Source organism: Clostridium malenominatum, assembly GCF_039521365.1.
In the GTDB taxonomy this organism is placed as follows: Bacteria; Bacillota; Clostridia; order Clostridiales; family Clostridiaceae; genus Clostridium_AW; species Clostridium_AW malenominatum.
Map to the genome: position 1 here is coordinate 341,864 of NZ_BAAACF010000001.1, position 26,509 is coordinate 368,372.

Genomic DNA, 26,509 nt, shown 5'->3' on the forward strand with positions numbered 1-26,509 from the left:
AGAACTTACTAAAGGTAATTTCATCCTTATTTGTTCTTTGTTCTATGTAATTTGTCAGTTGAAAAAATATTTAGTAATTTTTTAAGGGGGTAATAAAATTGGATTTTAACTATGTAGAAGAAACTGTAATAGATGGTTTTCCTACTGTTATAGTAAAGGATATAGAAAACTTTGAACTAGCACATATTTTTGAGTGTGGCCAATGCTTTAGGTGGAATAAAACAAAGAATGGCAGCTATATTGGAGTGGCCTTTGGAAGGGTTATTGAAGTGGAGAAAAAGGATAGCGATATATACATATATAATTCTACTGAAGAAGATTTTCAAAAGATTTGGGTAGAGTATTTTGACCTATATAGAGATTATTCAGAAATAAAAAATATTCTCAAAAAAGATAGTCTGCTAGAGAAATCTGTTATATTCGGAGAGGGGATTAGACTATTACAGCAAGAACCTTTGGAGATAATCATATCTTTTATAACATCAGCAAATAATAGAATTCCAATGATAAAAAGAGCTATAGAAAATATAAGTAAAGCATGGGGAGAGCCTTTAGAATATAAGGGGAAAACTTATTACGCTTTTCCAACTATAGAAAAACTAAAAGAGGTGCAGGAAGAAGATATAGAGCCTTGTGGAGTGGGATTTAGAGGAAAGTACATTGTGGATACTGTAAATAAAATATATAGGAATGAATATGATATAGAACAGATTAAGAGTGCTACTGATGATGAGTGTCACAAGCAGTTACAAAATTTTATGGGAATAGGCCCTAAAGTGGCGGATTGCATTATGTTATTTTCTATGGGTAAATACTCAGCTTTTCCTGTAGATGTATGGGTTAAGAGGGCTATGCAACACTTTTATCTTGCGCCAGACGTTTCCTTAAAGAAAATTAGAGACTTTGGTAGGGATAAATTTGGACCATTATCAGGTTTTGCTCAACAATATCTTTTTTATTATGCAAGAGAAAATAATATATTGGAGTAAGGTGTTCTAAAACTATACTATTTATATGGGAATTAAAGATAATTTAAGTTTTTGAAAGAGAATGAGGAATTATGCAGTTAAATAGACTTTGAAACTGTATTACTTTTTAAAGAGTTTCTGTTATAATGTATATGATAAGAATTTAACAAATTTATTCGTATATATTTAGGGGGTATGGCATATGATAATCTTTGAAACTCAATTAAAAAAATTAAAATATTTAGTTTTAAAAGAAGTAGCAGAAATGACTTTAGAAAATAGATTAACTAAAGAAGAACTTGAAAAGATTCCTTTTGATATTATAAAAAGTGATAGAGCAGAATATAGATGTTGTGTTTATAAAGAAAGAGCCATAGTTTATGAGAGAGCAAAGCTTGCTATGGGATGTTTGCCTAATGGACAAATATCCGAAGAATTTGTAAATGTTGAAAATGAAGATCAAATTATTTATGTAATAGATGCTGCCTGTGACAAGTGTCCAATTAATAGATTTGTTGTAACAGAAGCTTGTAGAGGATGCATACAGCATAAATGTAGAGAGGTATGTCCAGCAGGATCTATTACAACAGCAGGAGGAAGGGCTTATATAAATCATGAAACCTGTAAGGAATGTGGTTTGTGCAAGGAAGTTTGTCCGTTTAGTGCTGTAGCTGAAGTTATGAGACCTTGTAGAAGAGTGTGCCCAACAGGGGCTCTTCAAATGAATCCTGAGGATAATAAGGCTCAAATAGCTAAAGAGGATTGTATAAACTGTGGAGCTTGTATGTCTGCTTGTCCTTTTGGAGCTATATCGGACAAAAGCTATATAGTAGATGTTACTCGTGATTTGATGGAGAAAAAGAAACTTTACGCAGTGGTAGCTCCTTCTATAACAGGTCAATTCGGACTAAATGTTAAGGTTGGGCAAATAAAAGAAGCTTTTAGAAGAATAGGTTTCTTAGATATGATAGAGGCAGCCTGTGGAGCTGATGTGGTAGCTGTCCATGAAGGCAATGAACTGTTAGAAAGATTAGAAAAGGGAGATAAGTTTATGACTAACTCCTGTTGTCCGGGTTTCTTTGGTTATATTGAAAAGAAATTCCCAGAGTTAATGGATAATGTTTCTGATACAGTATCACCTATGATTGCTACAGGAAGAATGATTAAAAAAATGGATAAGGATGCTGTAGTAGTTTTTGTAGGACCATGTACAGCTAAGAAAAATGAGGTTAAAAGACCTAGCGTTAAAGATGCTGTAGATTATGCTATGACCTTTGAGGAAATTGTAGCCCTTATGGGAGCTTTTAAAATTTCACCAGAGGAATGTGAAGAGCTAGAAATAAAAGATGCTTCATCCTTTGGAAGAGGATTTGCTCAAAGTGGTGGAGTAACGGCAGCTATACAGAACTATGCAAAAGATTTAGATACCCACATTGAATTTAAACCAGTAAGAGCGAATGGACCAGATGAAATAAAAAGAACTATGATTATGGCTAAAGTAGGGAGATTATCAGGAAACTTTATAGAAGGAATGATGTGTGAAGGTGGATGTGTAGGAGGACCTGCTACAATGGTTCCAATGACAAAAGCTAAAGCACAGCTATCAAAGTTTACTAAAGAATCTCCTGCAAAAGACGTAATTGAAAATGAGTATTTAGAAAGATTTGAAGGAATAAACTTAAACAGATAACAAAGAATAAATAACAAAGGACAAATGAGAAATTGATTTCCCTAGGGAAACTTCACATTATCTATTCTTTGTTATTTGCTATTTATTATTTGAAAAATTGCTTGCAATTTTTCGGAGGTGTACTATGGATAAAATTGATTTAAGAGAATACAAATCAGAAATAGTTTTAGGAATTCTACTTATATTTTTTGTATTTATAGGATATGAGTATTTTTATTAATATCGTTATTTAATTAAAAACCCTAGCAAGTTAAAGGAAATTATTATGTCCTATGGTGAGTACGGAGTTTTAGTGTTTTTCTTTATGCAATTTTTTCAAGTTATAGTTTTTTTTATCCCAGGAGAGGTGGTACAAATAGCAGGCGGCTATATTTATGGAACGGTTTATGGTAGTATAATATCTTTACTTGGTATATGTGCAGGGGGAATGGCTTCCTATTTTATATCTAGAAAATATGGTAAGCCTTTTGTATATAAAATAATATCTAAAAAGCAGGTTAAGCATTTTCATAAAATACTTAAGTTAGGTAGTGTTAATTATATAGTGTTTTTACTTTATTTAATACCAGGGATACCTAAGGATGCTTTAGCTTATATATGCGGCATTTCAAATATTAATTTTAAAAATTTTGCACTGTATTCTACCTTCGGAAGAATTCCAGGTATAGTAATTTCCGCTTATTTTGGTTCTAGAATATACACAAAGAATACTACTATGCTAATTATAATAGGAGTGACTATGACGGTACTTTTCCTATTAGGAGTGTTAAAAAGTGAGAGGATAATAAAAGATATATTGAAAAAAGATGAAAACCAGATTATTTAAACCTGGTTCTTTATATATATTAGATTACAAATAAAGCTAAAAAATACTATAAATAAATTTATTAAAATACCGCAGTACATAAAGAAATCTTGTGGAAGCATTGTAATAACAGGATCTTTTACTATATCAAATATCCAGTAGTCATTTCTAAAAAATATCTTATGGAAAATAACAAAAACCTTGTCAAAGTTAATAAAAAAGGTAATAAGCAAAATTATTGGTATGCTTATTAAAATAATACTGGAATATTTAAAAGGAGTATAAATTCTATTCTTTATGGAAAAATATATAGCTATTAATGAAAGCAATCCGCTTATTATTAATAAGTAATCTAATTTTATAAATATATTCTTTACCTCTTCAAAGTGAACGGCACCCTCTCTAGAGGAAGGAAGGTTTGGAATTTTAAACTCACTTTTACTGTGAGAGGAAATATAGTTTATTAAATAATTATAATCTTTCTTGATATTATCTAAAGGAAAGCCAGAAGTTTCTACTATTTTTAAATGGCTAATACTAAAATAATAAAGAGGCTTAAACATAACCGTTAATTTAACAGAGGAAGTTATGAAGAAGATGGAAATGAAAATAGAAAAAAATATTTTACTGAAACTTTTACTCATAATATGTACTCCTTTAAACTTGGATTATAAAATGTTCTATTTTAATTATAGAGCTTTATAAGAAGATGTAAATACTGAGTTTTTTAAGTGAAAAAAGGAAAGTGAAGGAAAGTTCAGAAATATAACAAAAAACAAAGATATATATGAATATTTTGCCATAATGGTGATATAATAGGGAATAGCGTAGCTAGTGAAGGTTGCTATTATAAAGTCTATTATTTATTATTATATTGTATTAGCACTCAAGGTTGTTGAGTGCTAACAATAAAGTTTCTAATTTAATTAATATAAAAAACATTAAGGAGGGGTTTAAATGAGAATTAGACCACTTGGTGACAGAGTTGTTATTAAAAGAATTGAAGTTGAGGAAACTACAAAAAGCGGAATAGTACTTCCAGGAAGTGCTAAGGAAAAGCCACAAGAGGCTGAAGTAGTTGCCGTTGGACCAGGAGGAATGGTAAACGGTAAAGAAGTTAAAATGGAACTTAAAGCAGGAGACAGAGTGTTATTTTCTAAGTATGCTGGAACTGAAGTTAAAGTTGACGGAGTAGAGTATTCCATTTTAAAACAGGATGATATCCTAGCTGTTTTAGAATAAGCTAAATTAGTATTTAAGGAGGTTTTGTAAATGGCAAAAAGCATATTACTTGGTGAAGAAGCAAGAAGATCCATGCAAAGAGGTGTGGATAAATTAGCTGACACAGTAAAAATCACACTTGGACCAAAGGGAAGAAATGTTGTTTTAGATAAAAAATTCGGTACACCACTAATAACAAATGATGGTGTTACTATAGCAAGAGAAATTGAACTTGAAGATACTTACGAAAATATGGGAGCTCAATTAGTTAAAGAAGTTGCTACCAAAACAAATGATGTAGCAGGGGATGGAACTACTACAGCTACATTACTTGCTCAAGCAATAATTAGAGAAGGCTTAAAGAATGTTACAGCAGGAGCTAATCCAATGCTTATTAGAAAAGGAATACAAATCGCTGTAGATAAAGCTGTTGAAGAAATTAAAAAGATTTCAAGACAAGTAGATGGAAAAGAAGACATAGCAAGAGTTGCTGCAATTTCTGCTGGAGATGAAGAAATCGGTAAGTTAATAGCTGATGCTATGGAAAAAGTAGGTAACGAAGGTGTTATAACTATTGAAGAATCAAGAAGCTTTGGAACAGAATTAGACGTTGTTGAAGGTATGCAGTTTGATAGAGGATATGTAAGTCCATACATGTCAACAGACGGAGAAAAAATGGAAGCTAATTTAGATTCTCCATATATATTAATAACAGATAAGAAAATATCAAACATACAAGATTTACTTCCAGTTTTAGAACAAATAGTTCAACAAGGAAAGAAACTTTTAATTATAGCTGAAGATGTTGAAGGGGAAGCTCTAGCTACTTTAGTTGTAAATAAATTAAGAGGAACCTTTACTTGTGTTGCTGTTAAAGCTCCAGGATTTGGTGATAGAAGAAAAGAAATGCTTGAAGACATAGCAGTTCTAACTGGTGGAGTAGTTATCACTGAAGAATTAGGAAGAGATTTAAAAGAAGTTACATTGGAAATGTTAGGTTCAGCAGAATCTGTTAAGGTAACTAAAGAAACTACTACTATTGTTAATGGTAAAGGCGATAAAGCAGCTATTAAAGATAGAGTAAATCAAATAAAGGCTCAAGCAGAAGAAACAACTTCTGAATTTGATAAAGAAAAGTTAATGGAAAGACTTGCAAAGCTTGCAGGTGGAGTAGCAGTTGTAAAAGTAGGTGCTGCTACAGAAACTGAATTAAAGGAAAGAAAATTAAGAATAGAAGACGCTCTAGCAGCTACTAAAGCAGCTGTTGAAGAAGGAATAGTTCCAGGTGGTGGAACAGCTTACATCGGTGTAATCGAAGAAGTTGAAAAATTAACTTCAGATGTTGCAGACATAAAAGTAGGTATAAACATAATAAGAAAAGCTCTAGAAGAGCCAGTAAGACAAATTGCTCACAACGCTGGAGTAGAAGGTTCAGTTGTAATTGAAAAAGTAAGAGCTAGCGAACCAGGAGTAGGATACGATGCTTTAAATGAAAAGTATGTTAACATGATTAAAGCAGGTATCGTTGACCCAACTAAGGTTACAAGATCAGCACTTCAAAATGCTGCATCCGTTGCTGCTACATTCTTAACAACAGAAGCCGCAGTAGTAGATATTCCAGAAAAGAACAGCCCAGCTATGCCAGGACCAGGAATGGGAATGGACGGAATGTACTAAAAAATAAGGAAGGACTTCTCATAGGAGGAGCCCTTCTTTTTTATACTTCATTTATTAAAAAACTGCTGTATGTAGCTAATTTGCATTTGCTTTTTAAGGCAGAAATATCTTTAGATAAATCATATATATAGGAATAAGTATATGTTTTTCCCCATATTCCTGCTATGGATATAGAGGTTAATTTATAGTTTTCTAAAACTCCTTTTCTATTTAAACCTTCAATATAGCCCATATTCAAATGTTCTTTATTAAAAAAGTCTTTTATACCCATATCAAATTCTTGTATTATGATGTTACATAAATCTTCGCATTGTATATGAGTGCAATCTTTAATAATAACAACAAAATCATCTCCACCGATATGTCCTATAAAGCTACTTAAAGGAAAAAGGTTTTGTGTGGTGTTTTCTATTAAAGTTGAAGTAAATTTAATAACTTTATCACCATGTTCAAATCCGTATATGTCATTATATATTTTAAAATTATCTAAATCAAAATATAAAACACAGTTATTTTCTTTAGTGTTAATAATATCATTTAGATAGTCTTCAATTAATGAGTTCCCTGGAAGACCAGTTAATGGATTTAACTGTCGACAATAATTAGTTTTTAAATAAGTGGTGTGCTGCAGTAAATTCTTAATAGTAACCATACCATAATAGCATCCATCTTTAGTTATAATCACTTTGTCATATATGTTGTTTTCCTCTCTATTCATAGCCATATCACATACTTCATAAATAGAAGTATAATAATCAACAATCAACGGATTTCTATCCATTACAGAGGTTACAGCCCTTTTAGAAAATACAGAAACTCCGTATTGAGTGGATAAAATAGCATCTAAAGAATGTTTCATTATTAGCCCAATAGGTTTATTATTTGAAATAATGCAAGCACCAAAAACAATATTTTCTTCTAGGTGTTTCTTTAAAAATCCGCAAGAGGTATCTGTATTGAAGGGAGGATAATAAGAGGATATATCACCTATTATATTCCGTTTATGATAGTCAGAATAAGTTTTCTTTTCCCTAAATAATTTACTAATTAAATTTTTAATCTGCGCATCAATGTCTTGAAAACCTTCTCGAGGTTTTTCAATAAAGTAACCTTGTCCTGCAAAAACTCCCAATTCAATAAGCTCTTTAAGTTCATGCATGTTTTCAATGCCTTCTGCGATTAATTTTATATTGGTATCTTCGCAAAGGCAAACTAAAGATTTGATTAATGAACGTTTAAAGGAATCTACATGAACATTTCTAACTATATCCATATCAATTTTTATATAATTAGGTTTAGTTTCAGCTATGGTTCTTAATCCAGAATATCCAGCGCCAGTGTCATCTATAGCTATTTTAAAGCCTTGTTCAACATAATTATTTAAGGCATGCTTAAAACTTTTATAGTCATCTATAGATGTTTTCTCAGTAATCTCAAATATAATTATATTCGGAGAGATGTCATGTTTTCTTAAAAATTCTTTTGTAAATCCTTTTATAAACTTTTCATCTTTTAGAGTGTGAGGATCCACATTTAAAAATAAATAGGTATTTTTATTGATTTTACTGCTTCGTTCTATGGCTTTCACTCTACAAAGCTTTTCGATTTCCCAAAGCTTATTATACTCTTTTGCACAGCTAAACAGCTTATCAGGAGAATTTAAGGGGGAATCCTTAGGACCTCTGGACAAAGCTTCGTAGCCTAAAATACTGCCATCTTTAAGAGAAACTATGGGTTGAAATACAGTGCTTATAGCTTCATTAATTAGTATATTTTCCAGTTCGTGAAAAAAATTATTCAATATATCACCCCTATTTAACACATAGTATATCAAAGCTATGTTATAACTAAAGGCAAGTTTGTTAATTACAGGTTAATTTTACCTCTGGTCCCAGAGGTTTTTCATGTCTAGATTTGTTAATGATGTTAGTATTTTTCTTTGAGCATCGGGATAACTTTCTTCTAATTTTATAAGGATGTTTTTCATTTCTTCACGAGTAGTTTTTTTATCTACAGGGCAAAGGCTTTTAATAACGGGAAGATTATTATCTTTAACGAATTTTTCGATAAAATCCTCTCTTATGTAAACTAAAGGTCTTATTATATTAATGCCCTTATCTTTATAATGTATATTTGGGTGGAAGGTTCCAAGTTTCCCCACCTTTAAAATATTCATAAATAAAGTTTCTATAACATCATCACTATTATGACCTAAAGCTAATTTGTTAATATTGTTACTTTCGCAAATTCTAACTAAAGCGCCTTTTCTTAAGGTAGAGCAAAGGGAGCAAGGATTTTTTTCTTTTCTATCATTGAAAACTACTTCTCCAATATTAGTTTTTTCTATAATTAAAGGTATATGATTTTCTTCACAAAAGGATTTTAAGGGAGAAAGATCCATACCTAAGTCCATATCAATATTTATTCCAATTATAGAGAAATCCTTTATAGCGGTAAGTTGAATAAGCTTTAAAACGTATAATAAAAATATACTATCTTTACCACCAGAAAGGCCAACTCCAACTCTATCGCCAGGTTCTATCATGTTATAAGTGGAAATTGCTTCTCTAGCATTTTTGAGAAACATTCTATTATATTTTCGTTGAAAAATTATCATAAATTTCCTTCCTCTCGGTAAATTTTACATGTACATAATATTTATAAATGATATAATAATATAGGCAAGTTGTCCATATATTATCTATTGTTTTTACAAAATAAAGATGGTAAAATAATAATCAACTAATATTAATTATTAAGGGGAACGGAGAAGTGCATGTTGTATTTGGGCATCTTGGACATGCATGGAGTTAGTGATGCAACCTACCCTATATTCATAGTGCTATGAATATAGGTTTTTTTATAGAATTTTACATACAAAAAATAGAAGGGATGGGTAAAATATGAAAAGAACTAAAAAAGGTTTTACACTAGTAGAACTACTAGTAGTTATCGCAATCATAGCTATTCTTGCAGCGATTATAGCACCAAATGCATTTAAGGCAATAGAGAAGAGTAAGGTGGCAACAGCGGAGTCGGATTATAGAGCGGTTAAGACAGCGACGCTTAATTATTATGCGGATACAGGTAAATGGCCAGCAAGTATGGATAATTTAACTAGCGATCCACCCGTAGCTGGATGGAATGGTTCATATCTAGAAAAGTTGCCTAGTAAAAATCCTTGGGGTGGGACTTACGCTTTAGGTGCAAGTGGTAAATTTTTAAAATTAACTAATGTTCCTAAAAGTGCAGCTGAAAAAATAGATTTGGACTTAGATGGAACTGTTAGTAATGTAGGTGGAAGTGTGACATACACAACATCATATCCAACGACAGTAACAATTATTATTTCTGAATAAAGGATGGTGTTAATTATGAAAAATATTAAAAAAGGTTTTACACTAGTAGAATTACTAGTAGTTATAGCTATAATTGCAATTCTTGCAGCTATAATAGCACCAAATGCATTTAAAGCAATTGAAAAGAGTAAAGTAGCTACAGCAGAGTCAGACTATAAAGCAATTAAAACAGCAGCATTGGGTCATTATGCAGATAATGGACAATGGGCTACTACTCCAGCTACAAATGCGAATCCAGCTTTTGTAACTGATTACTTAGAAAAGTGGCCAAGTAAAAATCCTTGGGGTGGAACTTATACATTTAAAAATAATGTAGGAGTAGAGAATGATAGTTTGCCAGTAACTACTCCAGAGGTCAATAAAAACTATAAATATCTAGAATTAAATAAAGTGCCAGCAAAAGCAATACAAAGACTTGATGCTGATTTAGATGGAAATGAAAATGGAAACACTGGTATAGTTAGATATAATTCAAATTCAGACATTGTATACATCATAATCTCCGAACAATAACATTCAAAAAAGCATTAGGGCTTTAATGCTCTAATGCTTTTTTTCTCAGTTTACTAATTAATAGTTTTTTAGTTGAATAGTTCGAGATGAAATTCCTAGGGAATTTCCACTACAGCTAACAAACTAAAAAACTAATAAAAAAAGGATGGATAAAATCATGCGTTTAAAAAAACATAAAAAAGCTTTTACTCTAGTGGAGCTTCTTGTGGTAATAGCAATTATTGCAATTTTATCAGCTATTATAGCTCCAAAAGCCTTTACTGCCATAGAAAAGTCTAAGGTTAGCAGAACTATTAATGATATGAAAGTTTTTAAGACAGCGGCATTGCAATATTATGCAGATGTAGGGAGTTTTCCAGGTGATGTAAATGAAGGAAAAGATCCTGGATTTGGAATAACACCTTCTTCATTACCCAATGGATGGAACGGGCCATATTTAGATGCTCCATTAAGCAAAAAAACTGCATGGAGTGGAACTTATGATTATGAATCTTGGGCGCCAACTACAGATGGTAGTAATAATAATGCAAATGGAGTTAAGGCAGGGATATATATAACTATACATGGAGTTACGGAAAAGGGTGCAGAACAGTTGATAAAACAAAGCCCTTTTGAGGTTGCTGTAGGCAATGGTAATCCTAACGGTATACAAAGTGATGATGTATATCCAGGTAAGAAAAAAGTTACGTTAAAAATATCGGACTGGCTATACTAACTAGTTTCCTAGTTGATAGTATTTTAGTTAAATAGTTTAGGACGAAATTCCTTTGGAATTTCCACACTAACTAACCAACTAAAAATTTAAAAACCTAATCATCTTAAAGAAGGATTGATTACATGATTAAAATAAACAAAAGCAAAAAAGGTTTCACTTTAGTAGAAGTAATTATAGCTATGGTATTAATAATGGGTACTGTGGCTATTTTTTCCACAGTAGCTTATTCAAGTATTAAAGTTGGCAATAGTAATAAGCAAAGTTTAGAAGGCAGTATTATTGCTCAAAACTATTTAGAAGTGATAAAATCTAATAAAGAAAGCGGTTCTATAAAAGATTTTGCTACCCTAGAGAGTTTTATTAAAACATCGGATTTTACTTTAACTGAAGGAAGATATTTTAAAACCCATATTAAAGATAACATAAAATATGATGTATATATTAGACTGACTATAACAGAAAGCAGTGAAGTGGGAGAACTTATAGATATTATTATGGAAGTTAAACCTCAGGACGGAAAATTGATAAAGATGGGAACGAAACTTTATTTAGTTAATTAGTTAATAATTTTTTAGACAATAGATAATGAAGAAATTCCGTAGGAATTTCCACTATAACTAAGGAACTAAAACACTAAAAATCTAAAAAACTCAAAATGGGGTGAGGGTTATAAATAAAAACAAAAAAGGCTATGCACTAGCTATTGCAATTATTGTGGGTATTGTTATTATAAGCTTAAGTGCAGCCCTTCTTATATCTATAAATAATGAGATTGTTATTAATAAAAGGTCAAGGGAGAAAATTGCTGTCAAAAAGTTGGCGGAAGCAGGAGTTGAGGAGGTTTTTTATCTTTACAATAATAAACTTATCAATTTGACTCCTACGGAAGAAGAACCAGACCCTCAGGTGGAAGATTTTAATGGTTTAGGAAAGATAGATGGCATAGGGGATTATGACTATTCTTACAGAAATATAAATAAAGAAAGCAAAATAGGAGAAATTATTTCCCGGGCTATAGTTAATGGTAGCGTTAATTATACTATAAAAGTACAATTTAATTTACAAACTGGAGATATAATTACTTGGGAAGAGGGATGATTATGAAGAGGAGAAAAAGCTATAAAAAAGGATTTACTCTAGTAGAACTTGTTATAGCTATAGGCATATTTGCTTTCGTTGTAGGTACCTCCTATTCTCTTATGCACTCCTCTACCTTATTTGTTAATAAAGGAATAAACAATGTAAATAAACAAAATGATATAAGATTAGCAGTAGAATGGATTACTAAGGATTTAAAGAGCAGTGATAAGCTTACTAAATTTGATACAGGGAGTACTTTATATTCCATAGAAGAAAAAGGAAATAAAGTTGAGTATATTAGAGAAGAATTAGGAGAAATAAAAGGGGAAAAAGTATATAAAATATTTAGGCAAGATAGTAAAGATAAATTTGTTTTGATTGAAAATATTCCTGATTTAGGGTTGAAGATAGAAAGTTTGGAAAACTTATTCGATGTTACAATTACTCATAAGGATAAATTTAATGAAGATAGAGTAACTAATTTTAAGGTTAGTACAAAAAAGAATGTAGCTTTAGTAGAGCTTCCCAATCCAATAATTAAAACAAATACTCCTACTATAGATATACCTCTTTTTGAAGGAGAGAGAACTATAAGTGGAACTGCAGAGCCTAATTCTAATATTACCATTAGAAAAGGTAGCAACATAATAGGTACGGGGGTGACGGATGGTAGTGGTCATTATATAGTCACATTAAATTCACCATTGATAAATAAGGATGTTATTGCTGTAACAGCTTTAGCTCCAGATAAAATAGAAAGTGACCCCGCTACAGCTATAGTTATTTCAGGAGAGGACATGCTTACGGCTTCACCTATAGTCTTAAAAGAATCTTCATCCAATGACGGAAGCTTGGAGAATAATATAATAAAAGTTGTATTGAATTATGGTGCTGGAAATTTCGATAACCATATTAATAAAAATGATGTTATTATTGATGGCTTACCTCAAGGTATGGATTTTATAGTTTATAGATCCAGTTCAAAGGAATTAACTATTACTTTAACAGGGAAAGCAATAAACCATAGTGATTCTAATGATGTTAATATTACTATTATTGTAAAGAATACCGGATTTACAGGGAACTCATCTCATGGTATAGATGGTGTTAGTAACCCAGTTTTTATTGACTTCATGGACAAAAGTAAATGGGAAGATGTTGTAGTATTGACAAAAAGGATAAAAATGGATGGAAGTGCTGCTATAGAGGCACCTAATTCTACTGTAATTATAAAAGAAAATATATTGGACTCTGGAAAGTTAGCCAATAATATAAAAATTCTATCTGATAAAATTTTTATCAATAATAATCTATATTTAACTGGTAGTGCAACCATAGGTAATTATAATAATACCAGCAGTATATATCTAAATGGAAATTTTAAGATAGATGGTGGAGCAGATGTTTATGGAAAATTATATTATACAGGGGATTTTGATGTACCAAGCTGGTGGACTAAACCTATAAATAGCACAGAGGCTTCTAGTATAAACTTTCCAATAGCTTCAATACCTTCTTTAGAGATGGATGCTTGGTATGCAGGAAGAGGATTTACTAGTGATAGGACAGCTAGAAATGGTATGAAGCTTTTATCCTCTACTAGCTATAGTTATAACTTTCCGACATGGCAAAGCTTTGAAAACGTAAATGTAGTTAGTAAAAGTAATATAATTTTATCTGGGAATGTCCATGTTAGTGGCATGTTATTTGCACCTAATGGCAAAGTTACAATAGAAGGAAGCTCAACTTTTACAGGCATTATAGTGGCAAGTGAAGTGGAGTTAACTGGGAATGTAAGAGTAAGATTTACACCCTTTAACTTAGGAGATTTACCTTTCAAAAATTGATTTTAAAATACATTATAAGGAGGGACTTATGGTGAAAAAAAGAAAAAGACTTGGAGAAATACTAATAGACTCTGGACTTATAACAGAGGAAATTTTAAATAAAGCATTAAAAGTTCAGAGAGAAACAGGAGAAAAACTTGGAACTCTTCTTATAACAAAGGGATTTGCTACAGAAGAACAAATTGTAGATGCGGTAAAAAGGCAATTAGGAATAGATTATATAAATTTATATGAATTAACCATAAGGCCTGAGATAATAGAAATAATTCCAGAAAATATGGCTAGAAAATATGAATTACTGCCTATAGATATTATAAATGGTAGACTGCTTGTGGCTATGGCGGATCCACTTAACTATTTTGCCATAGAGGATATTAAAGCTGTTACAGGGTATGTAGTTAAAACCGCTATATCGTTAAGAAATATTATATTAGAAAATATTGAAAGATATTATGGAAAGAGTAAGGCGGAAAAGGCAGCGGAGAATTATGGGAGAGTATACGGATATAAAAAACCAGTGGGGGAAGTAGAAGAGGAAGTGGAGGAAGAGGCAGCTCCTATAATTAAGTTTATTAATACAGTAATAGATAATGCTCTACTCAACAATGCTTCAGATATACATATAGAGGCAGAAGAGAATGAAATGCGAGTTAGGTATAGGATAGATGGTGTTTTAAGAGAGATGATTAGAGTTGATATCGGAATGATTGAAGCTGTAATAAGTAGAATTAAAATTATGGCAGAGTTGAATATAGCAGAAAAAAGAATGCCCCAGGATGGAAGGGTCAATTATAGGGGAAAGGGAAAAAATATTGATTTAAGAATTTCCATAATACCTACTATTTTAGGTGAGAAAGTCGTTATGAGAATACTTGATAAGAGTAATTTTTCCTTTGGACTAGATAAAATAGGTTTAAATCCTAAAGAAGAAAAGCAGGTTAAAAAAATTATTGAAAAGCCTTATGGGATCATATTAGTTTGTGGTCCAACGGGTAGCGGTAAAACTACCACCTTGTATTCCGTATTAAATTTATTAAATGATCAATCTAAAAATATTGTAACCATAGAAGATCCTGTGGAGTATAACCTTAAAGGAATAAATCAAATGCAGGTCAATAATAAAATAGGCTTTAACTTTGCTTCAGGACTGAGAAGTATTTTAAGGCAGGACCCTGATATTATACTTGTAGGAGAAATAAGAGATAATGAAACCGCAGAAATTTCTGTGAGGTCAGCCCTTACAGGTCACTTAGTTTTATCTACTATTCATACAAACAATGCATCGGGAGCTATAACTAGATTAGAGGATATGGGAGTGGAGCCATTTTTGCTTTCTTCAACTGTAATAGGAATGGTGGCTCAAAGGCTTGTAAGAAAAATTTGTCCAAGTTGTGTGGAAGAATATATGGCTGAAGAAAAGGATATGAGAATTTTAGGGTTGAATGAAAAAATCCTTTTAAAGAGAGGTAAAGGTTGTAATATTTGCAATAACACAGGATATAAAGGAAGAACGGCTATATTTGAAATAATAGAAGTAAGTAGAGAAATGAAGGATATAATTGATTTAAGAAAAGGTGAAAGAGCAATAGAGGAGGAGGCTATGAAAAATGGCACTCTATTACTTAGAGATTCCTGTATTGAAAAAGTTATTAAAGGAATAACTACCGTAGAAGAAATGTTGAGGGTAACCTATGGCTATTAAATTTGTATATAAAGCAAGTGATGAGAACTTTAAAATTGCAAAAGGATATATAGAAGAGCAATCTTTAGAAACTGCAACACAGGGATTGAGAGAAAAAGGATTAAAGATAATCTACATCAAAAAGAGTCTTAAAGAAAATTTAAAGCTAGGTGAAAAAATTCTAAAGGATGAAGATATAGCAAGCTTTTCAGGGCAAGTAGCCATTGTAATTAGCACAGGGGTAAGTATTATAAAGGGACTGGAAATAATATCTCACCAGGATAAAAAGCTTAAGAAGGCAGCGGAGGAAGTACTTATAGGATTAAGAAAAGGGCAAACTTTTGCTAGCTCAATGAGGGCTACAGGAATATTTCCAAAACTACTTATAGACATGGTGTATTCAGGAGAGCTTAGTGGAAACCTTGATGAAGTGCTATATAATATGGAAAGTTTTTATAGAAGAGAGGCTCAGGTGAAGAGTAAAATTAAGGGAGCGGCTATTTATCCTGGGATTTTGTTTATGTTAACCATTGGTATGATGCTTTTCTTTAACTTTTTTATATTAACTAAGCTTACGGATATATTTTCAGATGTAGAAAACCTTCCTTTAATAACTAAAGTTATATTAGGGGCTATGAATTTTGTGAACAAAAATATGATATTTATTTTAATAGGAATAGTTTTACTTCTTATTTTATTAAATTATATTTTAAAAATACCTTCAGTTAAAATTAGTATAGATAGGATGTCTTTAAATTTGCCAGTAATAGGTGAAGTGAAAAAGAATGTGATTATAAATAGATTTTCTAGAAGCATGGCTATTTTTACAAAATCAGCAGTGCCCATAATAAATTCACTAGAGAGTGTGGAGCAAATTATTGAAAACAAATATATTGGATATAAGATTAACGTTGCAAAGGGCGAAATTATAAATGGAATAAGTATAGGAGAAGCTTTAGAGAGAGAAGGACTTTTTGATGCTCTTACTATACAAATGATTAAAATTGGTGAAGAAACAGGCATGCTTGAGGAGATGTTTTTTAAATTAACGGATATTTATGATAAAAAGGTTGAGAGTAATATAAATAAATTAATGACTTTAGTGGAACCTGTATTTACTCTAATTATAGGACTGTTTGTAGGAATTATTATAATTGCTATAGCTATGCCAATATTACAAATGTCAAATGGTATAAACTAATAGTTTCAAATGGGGGAGTTGACTTTGGCTAAAGAAAAAATAGTATTTAGATTTAATGAAGATAATATCGATATAGTTCTAATGAAATATTCACTTAAAAAGTCTACACTAATGGAATATAAGACATTAATGATTAATCCATCGCAAGGTGGTGCTTATAATGGAGAAAGCCTTATTAACGAATCTAAAAAGTTTATAGAAGAAAGTAAGGTAAAGAGCAGAAAAGCAGTAGCAATACTTGGATTAGATGGAGTAATTACAAGGTTAGTAGAAGTTCCTTATATGAAGAGGAAGGAATTAAAGTCATTTATAAAAAACAATATAAATGATTATTTTACAGTAAACATACAAGAGTATTACTATGATTATAGAATAGTTGAGATATCTAAGGATAAGGTAAAAAAGATTAGCTTATTATTAGCAGTAATCCCGAAAATTAAATTAGATGATATACATGGGTATTTACAAAGTTTAAATGTGGATACAGAAAAAATTACAATATATCCTGAAGCTTTAGCTAGTCTACTTCAAAAAAGAACGGAGAAGAGTATAGCTATAGTGGATTATGTCAAGGATGTTAATAACATTACTATTTTAGAAGGAAATAAATTGTTTTTGAACTCTACTTCCCATGTAGATGGAGATATTTACGATAACTATGATGAAATTGTAGACAATATAAGTTATTTTCTAAATTTTTACTCCACAAGACATTTTGGAAATAGAGTAGACAAGATAATTCTATTAGGTAAACTAGCTGAACATGAAGAAATTATTGAAAACTTAAGAGAGCAAATTGACATACCTATGGAAGTAGGTATAAGAACTGTTTCTAAAGGAGCTCTTTTTTCAGATGTTTTTGCCCAGGATTTTAAGGGTATTGATTTCAAGAAAGCTCTTAAATTAAGTAAGTTCGATGAGGGAACCAGAGATAAGAGACAATATATAGCATTAACTGTCACTTTGATTATTTTAACCATTACATGGATAGGTGTGTCAAATTATTTAATAAGGAAAAAAATATTAAGTTATGATTTAGCAGGTATAACTAAGAGAATAGAATCCTTAGGGGAATTTGAAGAGGAACACAATTTTATTATGCAGGAAAGAGCTTCCTATGAAAAGGATAAGGAATTTTTAAGAAAGGTTAAATTAGAAGGGGTAAACCATATATACTATTTAGAGGAACTAAGAAAAGGATTACCTTCTAATATTTTAATAGAGAGTATTTATATAGAGAAAGATAAAATAGAGCTAGAGGTAAATATTAATAATAGTACTATGGATAGAGTTAATTTATATGTAGCTTTAAATAAAATGAATTTATTTAAAAAACTAGAGATAGAAAGTATTAAGCTAGATGATACAGAAAATAAAGATACTATTTTACTAGAGATAAGAAATCCTCAATAAAGGGGGGGAATTTGTGAAAAAAAGCAATAGAAGCATAGTAATATTTTTAATAATTATAATTGCTTTACCTTTAAATTATCTACTTTACCAATACATTTTTCTTCCTAAATATAGTGAGCTTAAGAGTGTGGAAGAAGATTATAAAAAAAAGGAAAGTAAACTAGAAGAGCTTATAAAAATTAAAGGTAGTATAGAGAAGGAGAAGGAAGAAAATCAGGTTTTAAAAAAAGAGGCAGAAGAAATAGAAAAGTTAATTGCTAGAGAGATAGACACTCCACAGCTAGTCTATGATTTTTATAAATCTTGCCAAGATTATGATATAAGTGGAGAGGAAGTTAAGTTTTCTTTAGCAGAGTTAGAACCTGGTAAAGAAGAAGATATAACCACTTTAGAGATTATTTTAAAAGTAAACGGGGAAAAAAGTAAGATAGAAAAATATATAAAAAGCTTAGACAAAATAACCCAAAGAAAGTTAAATGTAAAAAGTATCAGACTTTCCTCCATAGGTTTAGGAGGAGAAAATAAGGGTTTACTTCTTCTAAGGGGTAATAATATTGAAAGTGAAATAACTTTTTATCATTATATGAAACTTACCAATGAAGAAGTAAATAAGTTAAAAGAATATAAGTTTTATCCTAACATAATAGGTTTTGACTCTATTCCAGCAATGTTTAGATAAAGGAGAAGATATTTTTGTTCTATATAATACTGATGTATATGTTTGTGTTTATTATAGGAATATGTATAGGTAGCTTTTTGAATGTGTGTATTTATAGAATACCAAGAGAGGAAAGCATAGCCTATCCACCCTCTCATTGTACTAGTTGTGGACATAGGTTAGGGGTTAAGGATCTAGTTCCTATATTTAGCTACTTGTTTTTAAAGAAGAGATGTAGATATTGTAGTGATGAAATATCTTCTAGATATGCTTTAATTGAGCTTGCTGTAGGGATAATATTTCTTTTAATAAGCTTAAAGTATGGCTTTTCTCTAGAAACTTTAAAATATACAACTCTTATGTCTATAATGTTTGTAATTGCTTTAATAGATTTAGAAACCATGGAGGTTTATTTTAAAATAACTTTTTTTGGAGCGGTCTGTGGAGTAATTTTTTTAGTAATAGAAGGAGTTACTAAGGGATATAGCCTTAATAATTATTTGTACTATCTTTTAGGAGCAGTGTTTCCTGCTCTTATTATTACAGTTATTATATTATTAACTAAAGGTATGGGCTGGGGAGATGTAGAAATAATTTTTGTTTCTGGACTATTTTTAGGTTTTAAGCTTTCTTTTTTAATGATATTTATATCCTTTATAATAGGTGCTGTAATTTCTATATTTCTTCTTTGGTCTAAAAGGAAAGGTAGAAAGGATCCTATTCCTTTTGGTCCATTTATTGCATTAGGTACTTTTTTTGCAATTTTAATGGGAGATTCCATTATAAACCTTTACATTTCACATTATATAAATATGATATAAAATCTTTCAAAAACCTTGCATAAAATAATTGACAAAATGCAAAAATATCACTAAAATAGTGTAAACAGTTCGTTTTTTATCGAAATATACATACTCATATATCCCCTGAATATGGCAGGGAGTATCTACCGGGAGCCGTAAATTCCTGACTATGGGTGAAATTGTTGCATGGAAATTGTACATGCTAATTTCACTTATGGAGAAATTAGCATGTTTTTTTCTATTTAGGCAAAAATAAAATATAATTTACTTAAATATAAAGGAGTGTAAATAATTATGGCGATTATTTTAAAAAAGGGATACACCTTCGATGACGTTTTATTAGTTCCTAACAAATCTGAAATATTACCTAAGGACGCAAGCTTAGCTACTTACTTAACTAAAAAAATCAAGTTAAATATACCATTAATGAGTGCGGGAATGGATACAGTAACGGAATCAAAGATGGCTATTGCTATGGCAAGAGAAGGCGGCATTGGTATTATACATAAAAATATGTCTATAGAGCAGCAAGCCTATGAAGTTGACAGAGTTAAAAGACAAGAAAATGGTGTTATAACAGATCCTTTCTTTTTATCCCCAGAAAATTCAGTACAAGATGCATTAAATTTAATGAGTAGATACAGAATTTCAGGTATTCCTATAACAACTAATGGAAAACTAGTAGGAATTATTACAAATAGAGACATAGTATTTGAAGACAACTATTCTAAAAAGATTTCAGAAGTAATGACTAAAGAAAACTTAGTTACAGCTCCAGGAAATACTACTATAGAAGAAGCAAAAGATATATTGATGAGACATAAAATAGAAAAATTACCTCTAGTAGATGATGATTTCAATTTAGTAGGATTAATAACTATTAAAGATATTGAAAAAGTTAAGCAATTCCCAAATAGTGCTAAGGATTCTAGAGGAAGACTTTTATGTGGTGCTGCAGTGGGAGTTACTGGGGATATGCTAGAAAGAGTTAAGGCTTTAGTAGATGCTCAAGTTGACGTAATAACTATAGATACAGCTCATGGACATTCAAAGGGAGTTTTAGATGGAGTTAGAAAAATAAAAGAAGTATATCCAGAACTTCAAGTTATTGCAGGAAATGTTGCAACAGCAGAGGCGACAAGAGACTTAATTCTTGCAGGAGCAGATTGCGTAAAAGTAGGTATAGGACCAGGATCAATTTGTACTACTAGAGTAGTAGCGGGAGTAGGGGTGCCTCAACTTACAGCAGTTATGGATTGCGTAGAAGAAGCTGAAAAACATGGAGTGCCAATCATTGCTGACGGTGGACTTAAATACTCAGGAGACTTAGTAAAAGCTTTAGCAGCAGGAGCTAAGGTATGTATGATGGGTTCGATGTTTGCAGGATGTGAAGAATCTCCAGGAGAAACAGAAATATATCAAGGAAGAAGCTATAAAGTATATAGAGGAATGGGTTCCTTAGCGGCTATGGCTTGCGGAAGTAAGGATAGATATTTCCAAGAAGAGGGTAAAAAGCTTGTACCAGAAGGAGTAGAGGGAAGACTTCCATATAAAGGAGTAGTAGCAGATACAATATATCAGCTAATAGGTGGAATACGTTCAGGAATGGGATACTTAGGAGCTAGAACTTTAGAGGATTTATATAAAACATCTACATTCGTAGAACAGACTTCTTCAGGTCTAAGAGAAAGCCATCCTCACGATATAGTAATAACTAAAGAAGCACCAAATTATAGTGTAGGACAATAATAATTGGAGGGTAACTTAATGAAAAGAGAATTAGTTCTTGTTGTAGACTTTGGCGGACAATATAATCAGCTTATTGCAAGACGTGTTAGAGAAAATCATGTTTATTGCGAAATAATACCTTACACTTATACAATAGAGCAAATAAAAGAAAAAAATCCTAAGGGAATAATTTTTACTGGTGGACCTAACAGTGTTTATGGTGAGGATTCTCCTCAAATAGACAAGGGAATTTTTGAGTTAGGAGTTCCTGTACTTGGAATATGCTACGGTCACCAACTAATCTCCCATACTTTAGGGGGAGTAGTTCAAAGTGCTGAAATAAAAGAATATGGAAAAACTGAAGTAAAGTTAAATAATACTTGCTCCTTATTCGAAGGAATAAATATGGAAGAAAGCTGTTGGATGAGTCATACAGATTTTGTATCCAAAACTCCAGAAGGCTTTACTATAGTTGGAGATACAAAGGTATGTCCAGTTGGAGCTATGGCTAATGAAGAAAAGAAAATATATGGTGTTCAGTTCCACCCAGAGGTAGAGCATACACCTTTTGGTAAGAAGATGTTATCAAACTTCCTTTTCAACATTTGCGGATTAAAGGGAGATTGGTCCATGGCTTCCTTTGCTGAAGAAAAAATCAGAGAAGTAAAGGAATTAGTGGGAGATAAAAAGGTAATATGTGCTTTATCTGGTGGTGTTGATTCCTCAGTAGCAGCCCTTATAGTTCATAAAGCTATAGGAAAAAACTTAACTTGTATATTTGTTGACCACGGTCTACTTAGAAAAGATGAAGGAGACCAGGTTGAAAGCATATTTAAAAAGCAGTTTGATATGAATTTAATAAGAGTAAATGCTCAGGATAGATTCTTAGGAAAGCTAAAAGGAGTATCAGATCCTGAAAGAAAGAGAAAAATCATTGGTGAAGAATTCATAAGAGTGTTTGAAGAAGAAGCAAATAAACTAGGAAAAATTGATTTCTTAGTTCAAGGAACCATTTATGCTGACGTAGTAGAAAGTGGAACAAAAACTTCTGCCACAATAAAGAGCCATCACAACGTAGGTGGACTTCCAGAAGACATTGAATTTAAACTAATAGAACCATTAAGAGAGTTATTCAAAGATGAAGTAAGAGCCGTTGGGGAAGAGTTAGGAATACCTCACAAATTAGTTTGGAGACAGCCATTCCCAGGACCAGGCTTAGCTATAAGAGTACTTGGAGAAATTACAGAAGAAAAACTAGAAATAGTAAGAGAAGCAGATGCTATATTTAGAGAAGAAATAGCTAATGCACAGCTAGATGAAGTTATTTGGCAGTACTTTGCCTGCCTTCCAAACGTTAGATCTGTAGGAGTTATGGGAGATGAAAGAACATATTCCCATACAGTAGCTTTAAGAGCTGTAAATTCCAGCGATGGAATGACTTCAGATTGGGCAAGAATTCCTTATGAAGTATTAGATAAGGTTTCAAGAAGAATAGTTAATGAAGTTAATGGAGTAAATAGAATAGTTTACGATATAACTTCAAAACCACCTTCAACTATCGAGTGGGAATAATACCCACTGGTTACGACTATACAACAAAATATGCAAATATACAGAAAGCAGGGTCTTGTGACCCTGTTTTTACTTGTTTTATGCAGTTTTGCGGTTTATTATGCAATTAAAATTCAGCTGGCAACACCAGTAATAACAAAATGATAACATTTCAAAAATTTAGATATAGTATCAGCAGATTTGATAACGGAAAAATATGCAAGAATTAAGGCACACATCTAAATATTTAAGTTTAGCTGTGTGCCTTATTATGGCTATTACATTGATAATGATTAATAATTTAGTGGTTTCTTAAATATCTTATAAGTATCCAAACTAACCATAACCCTCCAGTGCATATAACTAGTATAAAATCAACTATAAGTCCCAAAGTGCCTCTATTTTTCATTTGCATATCCTCCTATCTTTAAAATATTGAGAACAATTATTATATTTCTCATAAAAGGATATGTAATTTTTGCGAAAAGGCATTTAATGATTTAAAATACCAAGTGATAAGACTTAAGTTTTTGTAGTTTTATATTTAACAAAATCACAATTACATCTCTTGAATACTGCAAATAATAAGGTTTTCTTCATCTGTTTCGTTGTGAAGTGGATTGCTTAACAATGTATCTTGTAATGATGATTTTAATTTATCACAACAAGGTTTAAATGAAACAAATGTAATAGTTGCACCTATTACACCACCGACAAATGGAATTGCTTTTTTGAAGAAACCAGCAAATACTTTTTTAGTCAAATTTACATTAAACCATTTCATAACATTTTTTACGATTGGATAAATAGTTCCTTTGGTGAGGGCAGTATTTATTAATTTTTTCTCGACACCGTTTGCCAATGCTTTTGACATAGCTAATAATGCATTTTTAGTGCCTGCTACCCCATACATTACTCCCAAACAAAGTATAAGGATATTAATTGTTTCTGAATCAAATTTTTGTTCTTTTTCATTGGCATCTATTTGTGGAAATCCATATAAGTATAATAATTTTTGTGTTGCTCTTAACATGTAAGCATAATATTGAACAATATCAGCCGGAATTGTAGCAGCCATAGCAAAAGCACCAGGTGTACCAAGTGCGGCAGAAATGCCAGATACACAAGTTCTTTCGAATTTAATTACTTCATCAGCTATTTTATCTATTTCTGCTACTGGAATTTGAGCATATGCAGGTGTATTAGCAATTGCGTCATCAATAACTTCTTGTGCGTAATTTTTATATAATTCTTTTTGTAAAAACTCACTTCGGTTAATTTTGATGCCAGGAGTTTTTAAGCCTAAAATAATGATATCTTCAATATCAATTTCGCCATTTCCGTTTTGGTCAATTGTACTTACAATTGTTTCTTGTGATTTTACTGCTATATTTCTTGATTTGTCAGCAAGCTCTGTAATAGCTCCGCCTACATTTTCCACCATTTTTTGAAATGCTTTATCTTTTTTCTTATTAAATGAAAAATTTTCTGATTGTTTTTCCATAAATGAGACCTCTTTTCTTTTATTTTCATAACATACTATGTAATTTTCGCGTGACTTCGTAGTAAGAGGCAATATAAATTCGTCATATGCGACCATTCTTTCATTGCCTGCTGTTTCAATAAAATTTTATTTGGTATAAATATACAATAATTTTAGCACACACAAAGTATAATATTCAACATATTGCTTGTAAATATTTATACATCTATGTACAAAAGTAACAATTAAGGTTGTAAGATCCGTCATAATCAAAGAGGTGATTCAAAACGAAAACACCCCTTAATTTTATTTCCTCTTCCTATTCACAAAGCTACCAAACAAGAACTCTTCAAATTCCAGTTCAGAAACTTTGCCCTCGGCACATTAATCTCTCATAGCTGTAGCTTTATACTGCCACTTTTTAAAAACATCACTTTCAATATTACCGGCTTCCTACTTGTTTAGGAGAACAAGTTTTTTCAAAAGTTAGCATAGTAGTTTCAAATAAGGAATTAATTGAACGTATAATGGATGTAGAGAAAACTGTAACAGTATTATCTGATGTTAATGAATATAATTTATTAGATTGTTTGAAAAGAGCATATACAAAGTCAATGTCTAGTACTGAAATTGATTGCTCGTGGCAATTTGTTAATAAAAGAGCTGATAAGCTAATAGAGAAAGCATTAATTGAAATTGATGATAGTAAAAGTAATAAAAAACGATACTATAGAATAACTAGAAAGCCTAGGAATTTAATATTTACTAGAGAGAATATTGCTGAAGAGAGTGTAGCAGCAACATTAGAATAAATTAACTACGTATAAATTTGATTCTAAAATGATTCTACAAAGTTTTAAATAGCTCAATTACCATAAATAATGTAAGTAAAATAAATAATAAAAATACATAAAACAAGCATATATTAATTGAAGATAATATTAAAGAGTAGAGTGGGAATAGAAAACAGAAACCTGATAATGGCTAGAGATAGCTGTTATCAGGTTTCTGTTATGTATAGTGATTCTAAAGGACCTTGTCCTGTTATTTTACTCTCTTGTGTTCAGATAGTCTACTAAATCGTTCTGTAACATTATCAATGAATTCCTGTGTCGTATCATTTAATTGTGCATTGTTTTTTGTTATCACTTCAAATATGACACTATTTTCGCAGCATTCTATGGGAACTGATATAACATCGAACATTGATTCCTGTTTTTTGAATTCTCTAATTCCTATAGTATAAAAATTACTTGTTGAAATGAGACTCATTAAGGTTGCTCGTCCATATACATAGATTATCTTACTTGAGTTATTGAGATCCTTATGAGATCCTTTTTTCATGATATTGTATATGAAATCCTCATATTGTCCAAGGTATCGAACAAAACCGTACTTTTTAAGGGTATCTAGTGATATTATCTTTCCTTGCTTAATTAATTCATGATGCTTAGAAACACAGATTTCCGGTGTAAACTTTGCAATCGTTTTCCAAGTCAATCCGTTTTTTTCAATAAAAGCACGAATGTTCTTGGCTTCATGTATATCGTAATGGATAACTCCCACATCTGTGTATCCGTTGGCCACATCTGTAATTACATCCCTAGTAGTTCCTTCATTTAAAAGATAGGTGAATTCATCGATGTTTTCTGTTCTGCTACAAACTTCATTGAAGCTTTCCATGATGTGGGTGAATTTAGTCATGGAAACACGTAACTTGTCTGAAATCTTAATATTTGTAGGTGTGAATTTCCTTAAAGCTTCTATTTCGCTTAGTATGGATTTGGAGTGCTTAAGAAAATACTCCCCGGCAGAGTTCAGACTTACTCCTCTGTTGGTTCGATTGAATAATTCAAACCCGATGGCCTTTTCCAAGTCTCTGATTATATTGCTCAAATGAGGCTGTGATATGTATAATTTCTTTGCCGCTTTGTTAATGGATCCACATTCCGCAACTGTTACAAAACTTTCAAGTTGATTAACATCCAAGTTATTACAACCCCTTCCTGACCTTAGTAATGGTTAAAATATGTATATTATACAGAATTATATTAGAGTTTATCATATTATTAAAGATATAGCTATAACTTTTCCAGATAATAGTTATATATTTTAA

24 protein-coding genes and 2 riboswitches are annotated in these 26,509 nt (G+C 31.3%); of the genes, 19 read left to right on the plus strand and 5 right to left on the minus strand.

Going from position 1 to position 26,509, the window contains the following annotated elements:
* Nucleotides 1-98 precede the first annotated feature (98 nt).
* From ABDZ69_RS01740 to ABDZ69_RS01750, 3 genes are all read left to right on the plus strand, one after another.
* The gene (locus ABDZ69_RS01740; RefSeq protein WP_343765843.1) at nt 99-989 is read left to right on the plus strand and encodes a DNA-3-methyladenine glycosylase family protein; all 891 of its coding nucleotides are present in this window, start codon (nt 99-101) and stop codon (nt 987-989) included.
* A 181-nt stretch (nt 990-1,170) separates the two neighbouring features.
* A complete protein-coding gene (locus tag ABDZ69_RS01745) occupies nt 1,171-2,658 on the plus strand; it encodes a 4Fe-4S dicluster domain-containing protein (RefSeq protein WP_343765846.1) in 1,488 nt (495 codons plus the stop codon).
* A 304-nt stretch (nt 2,659-2,962) separates the two neighbouring features.
* Nucleotides 2,963-3,484 (plus strand): TVP38/TMEM64 family protein, encoded by a 522-nt coding sequence (locus tag ABDZ69_RS01750; RefSeq protein ID WP_343765848.1) that lies wholly within the window; start codon nt 2,963-2,965, stop codon nt 3,482-3,484.
* On the opposite strand, the gene ABDZ69_RS01755 is transcribed toward ABDZ69_RS01750, so the two are convergent.
* Nucleotides 3,481-4,107, minus strand: a complete 627-nt coding sequence (locus ABDZ69_RS01755) for a TIGR01906 family membrane protein (RefSeq protein ID WP_343765850.1) — start codon at nt 4,105-4,107, stop codon at nt 3,481-3,483. The two genes, ABDZ69_RS01750 and ABDZ69_RS01755, sit on opposite strands and share 4 nt — an antisense overlap.
* Before the next feature lie 313 nt (nt 4,108-4,420).
* Between ABDZ69_RS01755 and groES the strand changes: the two genes are divergently transcribed.
* Nucleotides 4,421-4,705 (plus strand): co-chaperone GroES, encoded by a 285-nt coding sequence (gene groES / locus ABDZ69_RS01760; RefSeq protein WP_343765852.1) that lies wholly within the window; start codon nt 4,421-4,423, stop codon nt 4,703-4,705.
* Nucleotides 4,706-4,735: 30 nt separating this feature from the next.
* Nucleotides 4,736-6,361, plus strand: coding sequence for a chaperonin GroEL (gene groL, locus ABDZ69_RS01765; protein WP_343765855.1), 1,626 nt, complete (start codon nt 4,736-4,738; stop codon nt 6,359-6,361).
* Nucleotides 6,362-6,401: 40 nt separating this feature from the next.
* On the opposite strand, the gene ABDZ69_RS01770 is transcribed toward groL, so the two are convergent.
* Together ABDZ69_RS01770 and ABDZ69_RS01775 are read right to left on the minus strand one after the other, a co-directional pair.
* Nucleotides 6,402-8,162, minus strand: coding sequence for a GGDEF domain-containing protein (locus ABDZ69_RS01770; protein ID WP_343765858.1), 1,761 nt, complete (start codon nt 8,160-8,162; stop codon nt 6,402-6,404).
* 78 nt (nt 8,163-8,240) lie between these two features.
* The gene (locus tag ABDZ69_RS01775) at nt 8,241-8,978 is read right to left on the minus strand and encodes a tRNA lysidine(34) synthetase (protein ID WP_343765861.1); all 738 of its coding nucleotides are present in this window, start codon (nt 8,976-8,978) and stop codon (nt 8,241-8,243) included.
* 134 nt (nt 8,979-9,112) lie between these two features.
* Nucleotides 9,113-9,198, plus strand: a riboswitch (cyclic di-GMP riboswitch).
* 66 nt (nt 9,199-9,264) lie between these two features.
* Here ABDZ69_RS01775 and ABDZ69_RS01780 point away from each other — a divergent pair.
* The 13 genes from ABDZ69_RS01780 (at nt 9,265) to guaA (ending at nt 22,931) form a co-directional block, all read left to right on the plus strand.
* Nucleotides 9,265-9,720 (plus strand): prepilin-type N-terminal cleavage/methylation domain-containing protein, encoded by a 456-nt coding sequence (locus ABDZ69_RS01780; protein WP_343765864.1) that lies wholly within the window; start codon nt 9,265-9,267, stop codon nt 9,718-9,720.
* 15 nt (nt 9,721-9,735) lie between these two features.
* Nucleotides 9,736-10,233 carry a prepilin-type N-terminal cleavage/methylation domain-containing protein gene (locus ABDZ69_RS01785; protein ID WP_343765867.1) on the plus strand — a complete coding sequence of 166 codons (498 nt, stop codon included), beginning with the start codon at nt 9,736-9,738 and terminating at the stop codon, nt 10,231-10,233.
* 157 nt (nt 10,234-10,390) lie between these two features.
* Complete coding sequence (locus tag ABDZ69_RS01790) at nt 10,391-10,948, plus strand: type II secretion system protein (protein WP_343765870.1); 558 nt, start codon at nt 10,391-10,393, stop codon at nt 10,946-10,948.
* Between the two features lie 122 nt (nt 10,949-11,070).
* A complete protein-coding gene (locus ABDZ69_RS01795; protein ID WP_343765872.1) occupies nt 11,071-11,508 on the plus strand; it encodes a type IV pilus modification PilV family protein in 438 nt (145 codons plus the stop codon).
* A 100-nt stretch (nt 11,509-11,608) separates the two neighbouring features.
* A complete protein-coding gene (locus ABDZ69_RS01800) occupies nt 11,609-12,046 on the plus strand; it encodes a hypothetical protein (protein WP_343765874.1) in 438 nt (145 codons plus the stop codon).
* Between the two features lie 2 nt (nt 12,047-12,048).
* A complete protein-coding gene (locus ABDZ69_RS01805) occupies nt 12,049-13,875 on the plus strand; it encodes an Ig-like domain-containing protein (protein ID WP_343765877.1) in 1,827 nt (608 codons plus the stop codon).
* 28 nt (nt 13,876-13,903) lie between these two features.
* Nucleotides 13,904-15,577, plus strand: a complete 1,674-nt coding sequence (locus ABDZ69_RS01810) for a GspE/PulE family protein (protein WP_343765880.1) — start codon at nt 13,904-13,906, stop codon at nt 15,575-15,577.
* Nucleotides 15,567-16,757, plus strand: coding sequence for a type II secretion system F family protein (locus ABDZ69_RS01815; protein WP_343765883.1), 1,191 nt, complete (start codon nt 15,567-15,569; stop codon nt 16,755-16,757). Before ABDZ69_RS01810 ends, ABDZ69_RS01815 begins: the two co-directional genes overlap by 11 nt.
* Before the next feature lie 24 nt (nt 16,758-16,781).
* Complete coding sequence (locus tag ABDZ69_RS01820; RefSeq protein ID WP_343765886.1) at nt 16,782-18,170, plus strand: hypothetical protein; 1,389 nt, start codon at nt 16,782-16,784, stop codon at nt 18,168-18,170.
* A 13-nt stretch (nt 18,171-18,183) separates the two neighbouring features.
* Nucleotides 18,184-18,849, plus strand: coding sequence for a hypothetical protein (locus ABDZ69_RS01825; protein ID WP_343765889.1), 666 nt, complete (start codon nt 18,184-18,186; stop codon nt 18,847-18,849).
* Between the two features lie 38 nt (nt 18,850-18,887).
* Nucleotides 18,888-19,649 (plus strand): prepilin peptidase, encoded by a 762-nt coding sequence (locus ABDZ69_RS01830; protein WP_343765891.1) that lies wholly within the window; start codon nt 18,888-18,890, stop codon nt 19,647-19,649.
* 74 nt (nt 19,650-19,723) lie between these two features.
* Nucleotides 19,724-19,821: riboswitch (purine riboswitch) on the plus strand.
* 104 nt (nt 19,822-19,925) lie between these two features.
* The gene (gene guaB, locus ABDZ69_RS01835) at nt 19,926-21,380 is read left to right on the plus strand and encodes an IMP dehydrogenase (protein WP_343765893.1); all 1,455 of its coding nucleotides are present in this window, start codon (nt 19,926-19,928) and stop codon (nt 21,378-21,380) included.
* An 18-nt stretch (nt 21,381-21,398) separates the two neighbouring features.
* Nucleotides 21,399-22,931 carry a glutamine-hydrolyzing GMP synthase gene (gene guaA / locus ABDZ69_RS01840; protein WP_343765896.1) on the plus strand — a complete coding sequence of 511 codons (1,533 nt, stop codon included), beginning with the start codon at nt 21,399-21,401 and terminating at the stop codon, nt 22,929-22,931.
* A gap of 538 nt (nt 22,932-23,469) precedes the next feature.
* Here the strand turns inward: guaA and ABDZ69_RS01845 are convergent.
* On the minus strand, nt 23,470-24,414 hold the full coding sequence (locus ABDZ69_RS01845; RefSeq protein ID WP_343765899.1) for a hypothetical protein: 945 nt from the start codon (nt 24,412-24,414) through the stop codon (nt 23,470-23,472).
* Nucleotides 24,415-24,920: 506 nt separating this feature from the next.
* On the opposite strand from ABDZ69_RS01845, the gene ABDZ69_RS01850 reads away from it, so the two are divergent.
* A complete protein-coding gene (locus ABDZ69_RS01850) occupies nt 24,921-25,205 on the plus strand; it encodes a hypothetical protein (protein ID WP_343765902.1) in 285 nt (94 codons plus the stop codon).
* 232 nt (nt 25,206-25,437) lie between these two features.
* On the opposite strand, the gene ABDZ69_RS01855 is transcribed toward ABDZ69_RS01850, so the two are convergent.
* Nucleotides 25,438-26,382, minus strand: a complete 945-nt coding sequence (locus ABDZ69_RS01855; RefSeq protein ID WP_343765905.1) for a LysR family transcriptional regulator — start codon at nt 26,380-26,382, stop codon at nt 25,438-25,440.
* Nucleotides 26,383-26,509 lie beyond the last annotated feature (127 nt).